The 15,324-nt window shown below is 53.2% G+C and carries 10 protein-coding genes; all 10 read left to right on the top strand.

The window, feature by feature from the left end; genetic code table 11:
* Positions 1-6: 6 nt before the first annotated feature.
* The 10 genes from PKO02S_RS08605 (at position 7) to PKO02S_RS08650 (ending at position 14,971) form a co-directional block, all read left to right on the top strand.
* Positions 7-879, top strand: a complete 873-nt coding sequence (locus PKO02S_RS08605; protein WP_127581150.1) for a flagellar hook-basal body protein — start codon at positions 7-9, stop codon at positions 877-879.
* Between the two features lie 13 nt (positions 880-892).
* Entirely contained in the window at positions 893-1,201 is a 309-nt protein-coding gene (locus PKO02S_RS08610) for a DNA-directed RNA polymerase subunit beta (RefSeq protein ID WP_127581153.1), read from the top strand.
* A 100-nt stretch (positions 1,202-1,301) separates the two neighbouring features.
* Entirely contained in the window at positions 1,302-1,832 is a 531-nt protein-coding gene (locus PKO02S_RS08615; protein WP_127581156.1) for a CDP-alcohol phosphatidyltransferase family protein, read from the top strand.
* Between the two features lie 202 nt (positions 1,833-2,034).
* Entirely contained in the window at positions 2,035-2,466 is a 432-nt protein-coding gene (gene fabZ, locus PKO02S_RS08620) for a 3-hydroxyacyl-ACP dehydratase FabZ (protein WP_127581242.1), read from the top strand.
* 32 nt (positions 2,467-2,498) lie between these two features.
* Positions 2,499-4,205 carry a phospho-sugar mutase gene (locus PKO02S_RS08625; protein WP_127581159.1) on the top strand — a complete coding sequence of 569 codons (1,707 nt, stop codon included), beginning with the start codon at positions 2,499-2,501 and terminating at the stop codon, positions 4,203-4,205.
* A 22-nt stretch (positions 4,206-4,227) separates the two neighbouring features.
* The gene (locus tag PKO02S_RS08630) at positions 4,228-6,246 is read left to right on the top strand and encodes a DUF5693 family protein (RefSeq protein ID WP_127581163.1); all 2,019 of its coding nucleotides are present in this window, start codon (positions 4,228-4,230) and stop codon (positions 6,244-6,246) included.
* Positions 6,219-7,337: a polysaccharide pyruvyl transferase CsaB gene (gene csaB, locus PKO02S_RS08635; RefSeq protein WP_127581166.1), complete on the top strand. Its 1,119-nt coding sequence runs from the start codon at positions 6,219-6,221 to the stop codon at positions 7,335-7,337. Before PKO02S_RS08630 ends, csaB begins: the two co-directional genes overlap by 28 nt.
* A gap of 16 nt (positions 7,338-7,353) precedes the next feature.
* Positions 7,354-8,100, top strand: a complete 747-nt coding sequence (locus tag PKO02S_RS08640) for a WecB/TagA/CpsF family glycosyltransferase (RefSeq protein WP_127581169.1) — start codon at positions 7,354-7,356, stop codon at positions 8,098-8,100.
* 176 nt (positions 8,101-8,276) lie between these two features.
* Positions 8,277-9,359, top strand: a complete 1,083-nt coding sequence (locus tag PKO02S_RS08645) for a glycosyltransferase family 4 protein (RefSeq protein ID WP_127581173.1) — start codon at positions 8,277-8,279, stop codon at positions 9,357-9,359.
* 182 nt (positions 9,360-9,541) lie between these two features.
* Complete coding sequence (locus PKO02S_RS08650) at positions 9,542-14,971, top strand: S-layer homology domain-containing protein (RefSeq protein WP_127581175.1); 5,430 nt, start codon at positions 9,542-9,544, stop codon at positions 14,969-14,971.
* The last annotated feature ends 353 nt before the right edge of the window (positions 14,972-15,324 follow it).

The raw sequence follows: 15,324 nt of genomic DNA on the forward strand, positions 1-15,324 counted from the left end.
GGTTGGATGAACCATTCCATGATCAATTCCCTTGTCACCATGAAGGGACTACAGCAGAAGCTCGACGTTATCGCCAACAACATGGCGAATATCAATACAACCGGTTTCAAGCGAGCCGAAGTGACGTTTCACGACGTGCTGACGACTACGATGCAGCAGCCGGCGGAGTTCCAACAGAGCGGCCGGATGTCGCCGATGGGGCTGACCCAGGGCTGGGGTGCCAAGATCAGCTCGATCCAGACGCAGATGTCGCAAGGCTCGCTGAAGGAGACCAATCTCCCGACGGATATCGCGATCGAGGGCAACGCCTTATTCGAGATCGCCATCCAGGGAGTCGACGAGAACGGCTTGTCGGTCGCGACGCCGGCTTGGACGCGGGATGGCACGTTCTCATTGAACGCGCGGCCTGAGGATCCCGATAACGTCTACCTGATGACGAAACAAGGGTTTGCAGTGCTTGATGTGAACGATCAGCCGATCCGCATCCCGAACTATCACAAGCTCAAGGTGACCGAGAACGGCACGGTGCTCGCCACGAGCGAGCAGGATCCAAGTGAACCGGCCTTGGAGGTCGGCCAGCTGAAGCTGGTGCAGATCGTACGGCCTCAGGTGCTTCAGCAGCTAGGGGACAACTTGTACACGATGCCGGCGGATATTGACCCCGCCCTGGGCGAAATCGTGCGTGTCGTAGCAGCGGATCCGAACAATCCGAAGGCGGAACAACTGGCGGTAAGACAAGGGTTCGTCGAGCAATCGAACGTCACCCTGGCGGATGAAATGACGGAGCTGATGTTGACGCAGCGGGCGTTCCAGTTGAACGCCAAAGCGCTCGCTTCGGCCGACAATCTGATGGGGCTGACGAACCAGCTTCGGAGCTAGGTTTATTCCTCTCATGGATCAGAAGAAGGACGAGCTGCGACCGAAAGCTCCGCCAGGCAGCGTTAAGCCAGGTCTAAAGCCGACGACGAGCAGTCCGTCTCCCGCCAAGGGGGACAAGCCGGCGAAAACGCGCAAGCCCATACCGCCATGGGCTCGCATTAGCTTCTATATTCTTCGTCTCTTGCTGGTGCCCGTCTTGTGCGTGGCCGCTTTGATCGTTGGGGTCGTAGTCGGGTATTCGTATATCGGAGGCCGTGAATCGTCCGACGTCTGGCAGCTTGAGACGTGGAAGCATTTGTTTAACCTGGTATTCGGTAATTAAGAGGCATGGAACGGCTCCCCGCTGCGGCGGGGAGTTTTATTTTTGCACCAACAACGGTATAATGAATGGATGATAGTTCGTTCGAGGGCGAGGGGTGCGATTGAATCTTCCAAACTTGCTTACGTTATGTCGATTTGCCTTAATCCCAGTCTACATTGTGTTCTATAGCCTCGGGCATATCAAGACTGCTTTCGCGATTGTCGTGCTGGCAGGCGCAACCGATGTGCTGGACGGCTATTTGGCGCGCAAACGGGGACAGATCACGCCGATCGGCATCATGCTCGATCCGCTGGCGGACAAGTGCATGATGGTGACGGTAGTCGTTTCTCTGCTGGTGACGGGGCGCATTCCTTGGGAGGCGGCCGTAGCGATGCTGTTCCGAGACGCGGGGATGATTATTGGATCGGCGTTTTTCCATTTTCGAGGGAAACGAACGGTGCCGGCCAACACGATGGGGAAAGTGGCGACGGTGCTGTATTATTTGGCGTTCCTGTTCGTCTTTTTCGACCAATCGCTTGGTATTGCCATCTTGTGGTCTGCGATCGGGCTCTCGTTTCTCGCCTCGTTCGTCTATATTTTCTTGTTCAAGTCGATCAATCAAGAGACGCAATCGCATGACAATCAAGGGTAGCCCGGATCCACACCGGATCCACAAAAAAAAGAGCATGGCGAAGGACCTCGTTGCCTTGGCGCCATGCTCCCTTATGTGAACCCTTTCGCCTGCAGACGAGAAGGGACAATCCTTATTCTAAGTACATAGAAGGTTTCTTATTCGCGAGCGGGGCCTATGAACAGGCCTTCTTGCTTGAACTTAATGGAGGGAGCAGTTGACGATGTTGGATATCAATCAAATTCAGGAGATCATTCCGCACCGCTACCCGTTTTTGTTGGTAGATCGAATTTTAGAGGTGGAGGAGGGCGTCCGCGCGATAGGGATCAAGAACGTCTCGATGAATGAGCCGCATTTTGCCGGCCATTTCCCGGAACATCCGGTTATGCCCGGCGTTCTGATCGTAGAGGCGCTCGCGCAAGTAGGCGCGGTAGCGATTCTCAAGATGGAGGCGAACCGCGGGAAGCTGGCGTTTTTCGCGGGCATCGATGAGTTCCGTTTTCGCGGACAAGTCGTGCCTGGGGATACACTGACGCTGGAAGTGACCATCACTCGGCTGAAGGGAACGATCGGCAAAGGCAGTGCGGTAGCCAAGGTAGGCGACAAGGTGGTTGCCGAAGGCGGCTTGATGTTTGCCTTGTCGGACCGTTCGTAAGAACAATCGGAACCAGAGAGGAGCCCATTCGGATGAGCGAAGCGCAGGCACGGTATCAAGCGTGGTTGAACGATGAAGCGGTAGATGCCGCGACGAAACAGGAGTTGCAATTGCTCGAGGGCTCGGAGCGAGAGATCGAGGATCGGTTTTATCGCGACTTGGAGTTCGGCACCGGCGGGTTGCGAGGCGTGATTGGCGCAGGAACGAACCGCATGAATCGGTATACGGTGGCAAAAGCTACTCAGGGACTGGCCCGATTCGTCCTGGAGCAGCCTCTGGCGGCAGGCGAGTCGCTGCATTCGGTGGCGATCGCCTATGATTCTCGGAATCAGTCGCCAGAGTTCTCGCTGGAAGCCGCCTTGGTGTTGGCCGGCAATGGGATCCGCGCCTATTTGTTTGACGCGCTGCGCACGACGCCGGAGCTGTCCTTTGCCGTGAGGCATCTGCGCGCGACAGCCGGTATTGTCGTGACCGCGAGCCATAACCCGCCGGAGTACAACGGGTACAAGGTGTATGGCGCCGACGGCGGCCAGCTTGTACCGGCTAGTGCGGAGCGAGTGCTTGCGCATGTGCAGGCCGTGGCGGGGAATGCCGACGTTCTCCGGTTGACCGCGGAGGAAGCCGTCGCGCAAGGGCTGCTGGTGACGGTGGGAGCGGCAGTCGATGAGGCGTACATCGATGCCGTTACATCCGTCAGCTTGAACGCCGATGTCGTGCGTGCGGTCAGCGACGAGTTCAGCATCGTGTATACCCCGCTCCACGGGGCGGGCAACTTGTCCGTGCGGGCGGCGCTTGCTCGCATCGGGTTCCGGCACGTGCATGTCGTGCCGGAGCAGGAGCTGCCCGATGCGGGCTTCTCTACGGTGCGTTCGCCGAATCCGGAGGAGCGCGAGGCGTTCACGCTGGCGATCGAGCTGGCTAAGCAGGAGCATGCCGATCTGATTATCGGCACGGATCCGGACTGCGATCGGGTCGGCGCCGTAGTGAAGAATAGCGCCGGCGAGTATGTCGTGCTCACCGGCAATCAATCGGGTGCGCTTCTGACGCATTATTTACTGAGCAGCTTGAAGGCCAAGGGACAGCTCCCGCCGAATGGCGTCGTTATCAAGACGATTGTCACTAGCGAGATGGGGGCGGTCATCGCTCAAGCTTACGGGGTTTCGACATTAAATACACTTACCGGTTTCAAATATATCGGCGCCAAGATGACCGAGTTCGAGCAAACTGGTGAGAAGCGGTTTCTGTTCGGCTACGAAGAGAGCTACGGCTATTTGGCCGGCACTTATGCGCGGGATAAGGATGCGGTCCTCGCTTCGATGTTGTTGTGCGAGGCTGCCGCCTACTACAAGAGTCAGGGGCAAACGTTGTACGAGGTACTAGAGGAGCTCTATCGGACTTACGGTACGTTCCTCGAGGCATTGGAATCCCGCACGATGAAAGGGATTGACGGCGTTGCCGCGATCCGCGGCATTATGGCGGATTGGCGGAACCACCCGCCTGAGATGGTGGGCGGCGTGCCGGTAGCGGCCGTCCAAGACTACTCGCTAGGCATCGACGACTTGCCGCAAGAGAATGTGCTCAAGTTTACGCTGGCCGATGATTCGTGGTTCTGTCTGCGTCCGTCCGGCACCGAACCGAAGATTAAAGTCTATTTCTCCGTCTGCGGCGGCACCCCGGACCAAGCGTCTGAGCAGCTGAACCGCTTAAGGACCGCCGTTATGGAACGGGTCGACGGATAGAACGTTAGGAGTGATCCCTTTGTTGGAACGGTATTTGCAGTGGAATCGCCAAGTTAGCAAATGGTTGTGGCTGGTCGTCATTGTAGGTTTGGTGGCCTCCCTTCCCCTGGGCATCAAGCGGATTCAGACGGAACGGTCGACTAAAAATGTGGAGCTTGTTTTCGACTATCGCGATTTGCTGGAGGCGTCCCAGTATAAACCGAATCCGGCGGATTACTTGAACCAGCAGCTGACGCGCCTGAAGAACGTCGGCGTCGGCACGATGAGCGTGTACGAGGCTTCGCTCGAAGAGTTGAAATACAGCCGCAGCATTCAAGTGTTTACCCAAAACGAATATTCGGCGATGACCGGCAAGCCGATTGTCCCGAACGAGAACTTCACTTATTTGCTTTTCACTAGCAATGCCGCTAGAGAGAAGCTGCAACCGCTGATCGAGAATGTGTACCGCAAGCGGCTGAACGTCGAAGTGCGGTCCTGGAGCTACAACAATCAGAACGGGTTGATCATCACCCTCCCCTATGAAGAGGCGAATACGAAGCCGCTCCCGCCGGATCCGATCACGCTGGACAAGCTTCATAACCAGCTGGGCTTCCAGATCCTGGCCCGGTTGTCGAACCGGCTGCAGCCTTTCTCGGCGGAGGAGTTCGAATCTACCCTTAAGACGCTTAGCGATTACGGCGTGAAACGAATCGTGTTCGACGGCGTTGCGGTTACGGGCTACGATGAGGAGCCGGAGGACTCGCATGTCAAGGAAGTGGCTCATTTGATGGTTAAGTACGGGATGGGCACTGGGGCGATCGAACGTCTGAAGGCGCCGCAGAGGGGCTTCACCGTGCAGTTCGTGGACCGTTTGCAAGGCAATGCGGTTCGTGTGTTTCCGCTCTTCGATACGGAAGTGAATTTGAAGCCCGACGTGATTGCGGACAAGCTGGTCTTGGCCGTGAAGGACCGGGATATCCGATTGCTGTTCATTAACACCAAGTCGGCCAAGGACACCGAGAAGGGGTTCATGAACGACTACATGGACAATATCATCGAGAGCTTGGAAGGGCCGAAGGGCGCGGTGGAGCGGATCGAAGGGTTCGGCTATAAGCTTGGCGAAGCGCATGCTTTCGTGGAGTACGGCAAAGCGATCGCTTGGCTGAAAGTATTCGTCCTGATCGGCGCGGTGGCGCTCATCGCGATTACGGTGGGGTATTTCTTCCCGTTGCTCGTTACCTTGCTCTTTGCGGTCGGCGTGGTCGGCGTGCTGGGGCTGTATGGTTTGTCTGCGTCAATCGCTCTTCAAGCGGCGGCGTTCGGGGCGGCCGTCTGCGCGCCGACTTGGGCTACCTTGCACGCTATCCGCAGTATTCAGGCGAAGGCGGCGACTAATCCGCGCATTGGGACGGCTATTGTAGTTTTCCTGCGCACCACCGTGATGACTTTTGTCGGTATTGCTTACGTGGTTGCGCTGCTTAGCGGGTTGTCCTACTATTTGGTACTGGAGCAGTTCCGCGGCGTTGCGCTGCTGCATTTGCTGCCGATTGTGTTCGTAGGCTTGTACGTGCTGTTGTTCAACGGGGAGACGGGCATTCGCGGGGTTGTGAAGCGGGCTCGCACGTTGTTGGCTATGAAGATCAGTATTTTGTGGATTGTGTTGGCCGGCGTCGTGTTGGGCGGATTGTGGTACTATCTCTCCCGGACCGGCAACGAGGGACAAGCTTCGAATGTAGAGAAAATGTTCAGGGCGCTGCTGGAAGAGAAGATGGGCGTTCGTCCAAGGACAAAAGAATTCTTGTTCGCGCATCCCCTTTTCATTGTAGGCGCATACTTGTTAATGAGGTATCGCTTCGCCGCATTTGCTTTCATAGGGGCGGTCATGGGACAGCTCTCGCTCGTCGATACGTTTGCGCATCTGCATACGCCGATTTACATTTCGGCGCTGCGGGTCATGTATGGCGTCATCGTCGGGATTGTCGTCGGACTGGCGGCCATCGGCATCTGGAATTTGCTGGCTAGGAGTTGGAAGCGATGGTCCCCAAGTCTGTTAAAAGAATAGCGATTTCCGGATATTATGGGTTTAATAACAGCGGGGATGAGGCGGTGCTGCAGTCGATTTTGCTCGCGCTGCAGGCTGAGGGAGCAGCGCAAGGCGTACAGGTCGAGCCGGTCGTGCTGTCGGCCGATCCGAACGGCACCGCCAAGATGTACGGTGTCGAGGCTGTCCCTCGGATGAAGCTGGGCGAGATGGCAGCTGCTCTGCGACGTTGCGACGGTCTGATCAGCGGTGGCGGCAGCTTGCTGCAGGATGCTACGGGAGCTTTAACCATTCCGTACTACCTGGGCATTCTCCGGATCGCTCAATGGCTGGGCAAGCCGACCTTCATTTACTCCCAGGGGATTGGGCCGGTGTACCGACGCATTTACGACCCTTTTATACGAATGGTATTTAAAAAGTGCCGCTATATTTCCGTACGAGACCAAGAATCGGCTGATCTGCTCGTCCGGATGGGGGTGCCGAGCGGCCGCATCGACGTAGTACCGGATCCCGTGATGGGGTTGCCGCGAAAGTTGGATGCTGGTGCTGCTGCAGCTGGTAGTCGGGATTTGCCGGTTGTCGGCGTCTCGGTTCGGTTCTGGAACAAAGAGCGGGCCGAGCTCGATGCCCTGGCTGCCGCGATAGTGGAAGCCGCTCGGGATCGGGATGCGGTCTATCGCTTTCTCCCCTTCCATCTGCCTTCCGATGAAGAGGCTTCTCGCCATGTGATCCATCGTATCGGGCAGGCAGCCAGGACGGAGCTCGCGAGCGGAATCACGCATCCGCAGGACATGCTGGCGGAAGTCGGCGCTTGCGACGCGTTGATAGGGATGCGGCTGCATTCGCTCATTTATGCGGCTTCGCAGTCGGTGCCCTTGATGGGCATATCCTATGACCCTAAAATCAATCAGTTTCTGCAGCGTCTGGACATGCAAGCTTCAGCTTCCACCGCACCGGATAAGATCGATTTTTCTGCGGAACAAGTCAAGGTCGACCTGCTCGGGTTGTTGGAGGGAGCGTCTGCCTGGCGCAGCGCCAAGCAAGATCGGATCCAGCGGTTGAAACAAGAGGCGAACCGTCCGGCGCAACAAATTCTCGCCGCATTACGTTAATGAAGGATGAAATGGCATGAATAAGTTTTCTACTGTCCATCTATTCGGCGTTCCTTTCTCACAGATGAATATGGCGGATACTGTCCGTTATTTGACGGAAGCCATGGAGAGCGGCACCCCCCATCAAGTGATCACAGCCAACCCGATCATGGTCATGACGGCTGTGAACGATCCCGGCTACAAGGCGATGATGAAACGAGCTGAGCTGATCGTGCCGGATGGCACCGGCGTCGTCTGGGCGGCCTCTTATGTAGGCAATCCGGTTGCGGAGCGTGTCCCGGGTATCGAGTTGATTCAGAACCTGTTCCGGCTTGGCGAAGAGAGAGGGTGGAGGGTCTACTTTCTCGGGGCCGCCCCGGATGTCATTGAAGCGGCTGCTGCGAACATAGCCAAACAATTCCCCGAGCTTCAGATTGTAGGGGTTCGCGACGGTTACTTCGGAGCCGCACAAGATGCCGAGGTTATCGAGGATATTCGCAGCAAAGCACCGCATCTCTTACTAGTCGGCCGATCCGTGGATGGACAAGAGCCGTGGATCGATCGCTATAAGCAAGAGCTGCAAGTTCCCGTTGTAATCGGGGTCGGTGGGAGCTTCGACGTGTTCTCCGGCAAAACGAAACGAGCGCCGGTATTGTTCCAAAAACTTCGCTTAGAATGGTTCTACCGGCTGCTCCGCGAGCCGAAACGTTACAAAAGAATGCTTGCGTTGCCGCAATTCGCAGTGAAAGTGATTCGCGAAAAAGAAAACGTCCAGAAAGTTTGAATGGTTGGCTGAAAAACGCCTGAAAAACCGCTTTTTTACCCTATTTTAGCTGTGGTGTTTCCGGTCGCAAGGGAGTATAATGTGTCCGTTGGCCTATCAGCCAGCTTTTTTTCGGACCACTAGCGATTTTTGACCCAAACACGGTTATAGAGAATAGAGGGGGTGTAGGAAGACAAATGGAGTTTCTTTACGCAATCGGTTTTGCCGCAGCTTGCTTGCTCGCACTGTGCATGACCCCGCTCGTGAAACGATTTGCCTTCTTCGTCGGCGCTGTAGATAAACCCAATCAACGCAAAGTACATACGCGGATTATGCCGCGTCTCGGCGGGTTGGCCATCTTCATCGCGTTTGTGGGAGCTTTCTTCGTGATTGCCCCTACGATTGACGATTATAATGTAAAAGTAGCTTCGGCTCTCCTGATCGGCGGTGCCATCATCGTGCTGATCGGAGCCTTGGACGATAGATTCGACCTGTCGCCCCGTGTGAAGCTGGCGGCTGAGCTTGTGGCGGCATTGGTCATTGTGTTTTATGGCGACATCCAGATCGAACTGGTCAACTTGCCTTTCGGCGATTCGTTCCAAACGAGCTGGCTGAGTATTCCGCTTACGGTCTTGTGGATTATCGGGGTTACGAATGCAGTGAACTTGATCGACGGACTTGACGGGTTGGCGGGCGGCGTATCCGCGATTGCTACGGGGACGATTCTCGTGATGGCGATCCTTATGGGGAATCCTACAGTTATCGTGCTGAGCGTTCTGCTGCTTGGCAGCATCATCGGGTTCCTGTACTATAACTTCCATCCGGCGAAAATTTTTATGGGCGATTCCGGTGCGTTGTTCCTAGGGTTCAGCCTGGCTACGTTGTCTGTGTTGGGCTTTAAGCAAGCGACCGTGGTATCGTTCATCGTTCCGATATTGATCCTGGGCGTTCCGTTGTCCGACACATTCTTCGCTATCGTGCGCCGACGGGTAAACAAGCTGCCGATTTCGGTCGCAGACAAGAATCATCTGCACCACTGCTTGCTACAATTCGGTTTCAGCCATCGCAAGACGGTGTTGATCATTTATGCGATTTCGCTTTTTTTCGGTTGCTGCGCCATCCTGCTTTCACAGACGACCATGTGGGTAACGATTTTACTGATTGCTTTGCTGCTGCTGGTGCTGCAAGTGGGAGCGGAAGCGATCGGGATCGTGAGCAAGAGCAAGAAGCCGGTCATTCATCTGCTCATGCGCGTTCGCTCGAAGAGCACGTCGAAGTAACGATTTGTATCAGCTTTCTCATCACGAACGGTTTGGAGTCAGTCCCTATAAGGATTGGCTCTTTTTGTTGGCCTGGGACAAGCGGATTAGTTTTCCTCGGTCTCTTCATTTTAGACAAAATTTGACCGATAACTACTTTATACAAATGTCTTTCGAAGGCAAACATAAGGAGGAAACCGGTTTTGAAAACGAGGTACCGCAAGTGGACAAGTTTCGTCCTCGTCCTGTCCATGCTCATGACGCTCATTCCGGCCATGTCGGCCTACGCGGCTACGTCGCGGATTACGATTACGGGCTATTACACTTCCGACGCGCAGCCGGACCTGAGCAATTCCATGGTTCCGCGGGTGACCAGCGCCCAGATTACGATTCCGGCTACGATCGAGAACATTAGCGACAATCAGGTGCAGAGCCTGTATTATGAAGTGACGAACGTGACCGTCGCTGCATCGCCTGTACGGGATACGACCAATAAGGCGGTGAAGACCGGCCAATTCGACATCCAGTTCAAGAACGTTCGGTTGACCGAAGGCTTGAACAAAATCGTCGTGAAGCTTGGCGACACCAGCGTCGTTGCTTCCGCGCCGGCTTGGGTGTATTATACGCCGACCACCAACCTGGAGACGTTGACCATCAATGGCGTGACGTTCGAGGACAACAAGCTGTATCCGGACAATCCGATGCAGTCCACGATCGTCAACATCGCCGGTACGGCTCCGAATGCCACGGAAGTCAAAGCGTTTCTCGAGGGCGATCCTGCTCCTAAGAATGCTTTCTTCAGCAACGGCGATTTCTTCTTCTTGGCCGACGACATCAACAAGCCGGTCTCTACGGCAGCGTTCCGCTTGAAGCCGGGCGACAACCCGATGACCATCGTCGCGGTCAACAATTCGAAAACGTTCCAAGTGCAGAAGAACCTGATCTACGACAACGGCAAGCCGTTTGCTTTTAATGCTAAGATCGGGGAATTGGATACGAATGGAGCTCCTTCTCAGTTGGACACCAGCGGGAACCCCATCAAGCATGATCTGATCCGGACACCGATGATCACTACGCCGAAGGCGGAAATTTCTGCTTATCTGAAGGACGACTTGACGGCGCTCGGCGATCTTCAATACAAGTTTGTTGAGGTTATGGTTGGGGGACAGCGTTTTGGTCCCTACAATCTTGATGGAGCGAATGCCGCACCGAAAGTATTTTCCGTTTATCCGAGCGTAATTTATCAGGGCTACACGGCAACGGATATGTTCATCTCTGGGGAAGCCCTCTCCACGAACTCGAAGCTTACTTTGACGGGTAAAGACGGAATCCCGGTTGACTTGGATGCGAATGCATCCATCACGGTCGGCACACCTATTGCCGTGAACACAGCGAAGACGGTAGCGGCTTATCGACTGCCAACAGGTTCCCTTACTGCAGCGAACAGTCCTTATTCAATTGTCATAACAGACGGTGGACGTACGATTCACGATACGGCTTACTCCTTGGGCGTTAATATCCCAACAGGCAACTTAACATTGCCAAGCGTATCCTCATTTGCCGGTATTCCGGATCCTGGAACCGACTTGACCAAAGCCGGCACTCCATGGGCACCAGGAGCCGACGAACGCGCGTTCGAATTTTCTGCCGGTACTCCCAACCAATACGCACTTCAAATTACAGATGCCCAAAATCGTTCCGTTGCATCTGTAGTGGGGACAGCCGGAACATTGGGTGCCGTTAATTTTAAAATACCGGTCATTCAAACGGAAGGACTGTACAAATACAAGCTTACTTATGATGGGATGGCCATCTCGGAGCGGGCTTTCACCGTAGGGCGTAAAGATCCGGCTGCTCCAGACGTTCAAATCAGCGGTCCGATCGTACTTAAGGATGCGGACGCGATCGCCGGCTTCGGCGGACTTACGAACCCGACGACGCTTTCTTTCAGTGGTGTAAACTTGGGCGTCAATAAATCCGACTATACGTCGGCTCGTTTGATTGATCAAGCGAATCCCGCTACAAACATTCCCATTACGGTAACGGATGTGAGAGACACTAGCATCTTGTTTACCATACCGAATCAATCTGCCTTGCAAACCGGAGTTAACTATACGTTGGCATTCACCAAACAGCTGCGCTACCCGGATGGAACTTTGGGTTCAACGTACCCATACACAGGTCCACTTACCGTTGCAGGAGCCGTTTATGCTTCTCCGACCATTGGAACAACTGCGGTGACCGGTATTACGGTTCCTCAATTAATTCCGTCGGAGATAGGCTCCACATCTCTTACGGTTGATGGCGTAGGGCTGATGGATCGCACGCTGCTGGCCCTGGTCGTCATGAACGAAGATGGTACCAATCCGCGCAATGCGAATGTATTGGCGACCATTCCTGCAGGAACGCAGGCCACAGCCGATTTTACTTCGATCCCTGGGTTGATTGCAGGCCATTACTTGATTCGCGTCATTTACAACAATGAGATTTTGGGACAATTTCCATTTGTCGTTGCCGATCCTGTTGCATCGTCGATTTCCGAGAATGGATCGAATGTCGTCGTAGCCGGCAACAACTTGGGCCGCAACTTGAACTTGTTGAAATTACGATTCGCCCCTGTAGACAATCCGGATCAATTTGTGGAGCAAACGGCATCCTCGATCGATGCAGGACGCAACGCAACATTTGTCCGTCCTCCGGGACTGGCCAATGGCGCATACATGCTTACCTTTTTGTATAACGATGTTGTGGTAGGAAATCCTTTTCCTTATAACGTGAGCGCAGCAGCGACCTCTTTGAACGAAGTGGCATCCTGGTCGCGGCCGGGCCGATACAAGGTATTTGATTTCTCGGCGAAGCTGGACATCCCTACGGATAAAGTTCAAGTCGTCGAGTTCCGATTCTACAACTCGTCAAGCGACAACAATCCGCCAACCACGTTTACGTTTAACTACGTCGATCCGAACTTGCCTTATATCGAACAAGTCAAACGATCCGACGGGATGATCCTGACGGAAGGCGGTCGCAATGATATTACGGAGCTGCCGACAACGCTGTCGATCATCACCGATAATAAAACGAACAAAGTGAATGTTTACCTAGGCAATTACACAACGAATACCGGAATTTCTACAACCTTGAATAACCCGGACACCATGTCGCTTCAGTCGTCGGGCAAGTATATATTCACTTATGCCATACCGGATAATATCGCTAACGGGATTACTCCAATTACTTTTATCCCATCGACTGATAATGTGACTAATACCAAGACCGGAGAAAATTATTCAGGACGTCGGCAATATGATTTAACGGTTTCCAATACGCCTTATTTGATCATTAACAATATTTATAGCGGCAGGGTTGTGAAAAATCCGAATCTGGAAGTTACCTGTATTAGGCCATCAGAGACTTTGCCGACCGGAAACTGTATTTCAGGACGTTTGGTGAACATCCCCTTGCCGTTCGGGTCACCGAATCCTTATACAGTAGAAGTTATTGTTAATGATAGCAATACTAATACATTAGTACCGGATCCAACCTTCAAGACGTTCTACGTTCAAGTAGCTAACTTCAAGGAAGGCAAAAACACAATCAAGTTTAACGTTAAAAAAGGTGGGGCTATCGTCACATCTAGCTCATACGATCTTTTCGTATTCAGCACCGAAGCACCGGAATTTCTATCCATTAAACCGATCGAGAGAACGGACATCATTAAGTTCGTGAAGGGGACTCAACCTGAAACTTATTCTACAAGCGAGACATCTGTTGCCTTTTCCGGTCAATTTGCGAATGCTACGGAGATTAAACTGACCAAGCGGACGAAAGATGACAACGGTGCACCCATCGTCATTTATGACCGAAGATACAATAACTTCTCTTCGGCCGAACCGCAAAGCGCAAACCCGAACTATTTCCGGTTGTTGAACAGCCCGACCATCGGACAGTTCGAAACCGTACCGATCACGCTGGCACCAAAGGGAGAAACGATTTTCGAATTCTCGATAGCGAACGCATCCGGCATCAACGTTACACGTACCATCACGATTAGCCGTGAGCCGCTGCCGTTCGTGGTCAAGTACCCGGTTCTCATTACGAACGAGAAGGGCGAGCTCCAAGCCAACATCAACAGCAACTATGTGGAGATCGAGTTGGATGCGGAAGGCGCCGACAGTGTGATGTTTGGCAAAGAGATGGCCGTTCAACGCGAAATATTCGATGAGAATGGAATCAAGCGCAAGCGATTCTTCTATGAACTCAATGATCTTAAGGTCGGCAAGAATACCGTCAAGTTTGTCGTAAACCGTGGCACGAACAAATCTAATGGAGGTTTTATCGTTTATAATGTGGATACTCCTGTAGAAGGCGCCCAGTTCAAGACAGCGCTCAAAACCTCGATGACTGCATTTGACGGACAGATTAAGTTAACATTGCCGCGGGGCACAAACTTCATGCGTAATGAAGCCGGAGCCGTTAATCCATTCTTGTCAGCCGATCGAAAAATTTTATTTGGTATCGCCAATCAGAAGGACGGTCGAGTAGACAAGTGGAAACACCCGACTGCTACAGATGGTCAAGTTGGAAACCGCAACCCGCTGGTTATAACAACTACGGGCCAACAAGTATTGAGTGAGCCTACAGGCAAATTCCGCCCGGCCAGCCCATTGTTCTGGATTGATGCCGGCAGCATTCGCAAGAATGAAACGGATATGAACCAGGCACTCAGCGGCAGCGGTCGGCTCCCGTACGATAACGATACTTTCTATGCTCGCAGCAAGGAAGATCAAGTAGTACCGACCGACCGTGGCACACTGACGTTGAAATACGACTCCATCATACGAAATGATGCTTGGAAGTATGTCACTGTTTATCATTTTGATATATACGAAGACTACACGGGGACTACGCAGTGGAGATGGAAGAACCTCGGCGGAGTTGTTAATACGAATGATAATACTGTGACAGTACCTTTTGAAACATTCGGCTATTATCAAGTGATGTACATGGGGAATAGTTACGACGACGTGACTGGTCACCCATGGGCGCGGAATGAGCTTGATACGCTTTATGCGAAAGGGCTCATGCTGAATAAAGAAGCTTCCGCATTCGTTCCGAACGATGCCATTACACGTGGTGAGTTTGCTACAATGCTGGTGAAAATATTCGATATTCCGCTTCAATATACGGATATCCCGACTTTCACAGACGTACCTCGCGTTAATATTTTAACCAGACTGTACGATTACAAGTATGTCGAGACCGCGGCTCGTGCCGGTATAGTGCGTGGCGCAGCATTAGGAAGGTTCTTGCCGGATTCGGCCGTTACGCGCCAAGATGCGGCCGTCATGATCGCACGTGCGGCCGATTTGAAGCTATCGTCGGATTCCGACCTGAATAAGGTGCTTGCTAACCTTCAGAAGCAGTTCACAGACGGCGAGCAGATCGATATTTACGCTCGTACAGCTGTAGAGGCTGTCGCCAAAGCCGGTCTAATTGAGGGCAAGGAGAATGTGCTGCAGCAAGGCCAGTCCAAAGCTACCGTGCGTTTTGATCCGCTCAATACGTTTACACGCGCGGAAGCAGCTGTAGTCGCTATTCGTGTTCTGAAACAGCAGAAGAAAATACCGAAATGATCTCGCCTAGCTGTCGGCTCCTAGGAGCCGACGGCCGGTTTTTATGCGGCAACGCTGGAAAATACTTAGTAATGACGAAAACTTGCGGGGGATTGTATACTAAGCACGTAGCCGAAACTGCAATACAATCGTATAGCAAGGACGTTACACATCTCCGATGAGAGCTTAGAGCGCATGGCATACATAGTGAAAAAAGTTTTTTGCGCGACGCGCAACTTTTTTCGGCCCTCTGCGTTTAATTAAGTGAATCAGACAGAAACAGGAATGACACAACTCCAATACAGTGATACTTGGGTAATTTTCTCAAATATCTCTTTACGCTGGATTTTCACCATTGTATAATGTTATAGTGG

Source organism: Paenibacillus koleovorans NBRC 103111 (genome assembly GCF_004000845.1).
GTDB classification, from domain to species: Bacteria; Bacillota; Bacilli; order Paenibacillales; family NBRC-103111; genus Paenibacillus_AA; species Paenibacillus_AA koleovorans.

Excerpts from the sequence above, each read along its gene's own strand:
- PKO02S_RS08610 (WP_127581153.1), top strand. The coding sequence starts at position 893 with ATGGATCAGAAGAAGGACGAGCTGCGACCGAAAGCTCCGCCAGGCAGC.
- PKO02S_RS08645 (WP_127581173.1), top strand. The coding sequence starts at position 8,277 with ATGGAGTTTCTTTACGCAATCGGTTTTGCCGCAGCTTGCTTGCTCGCA.
- PKO02S_RS08605 (WP_127581150.1), top strand. The coding sequence starts at position 7 with ATGAACCATTCCATGATCAATTCCCTTGTCACCATGAAGGGACTACAG.
- PKO02S_RS08625 (WP_127581159.1), top strand. The coding sequence starts at position 2,499 with ATGAGCGAAGCGCAGGCACGGTATCAAGCGTGGTTGAACGATGAAGCG.
- fabZ (WP_127581242.1), top strand. The coding sequence starts at position 2,035 with ATGTTGGATATCAATCAAATTCAGGAGATCATTCCGCACCGCTACCCG.
- PKO02S_RS08640 (WP_127581169.1), top strand. The coding sequence starts at position 7,354 with ATGAATAAGTTTTCTACTGTCCATCTATTCGGCGTTCCTTTCTCACAG.
- csaB (WP_127581166.1), top strand. The coding sequence starts at position 6,219 with ATGGTCCCCAAGTCTGTTAAAAGAATAGCGATTTCCGGATATTATGGG.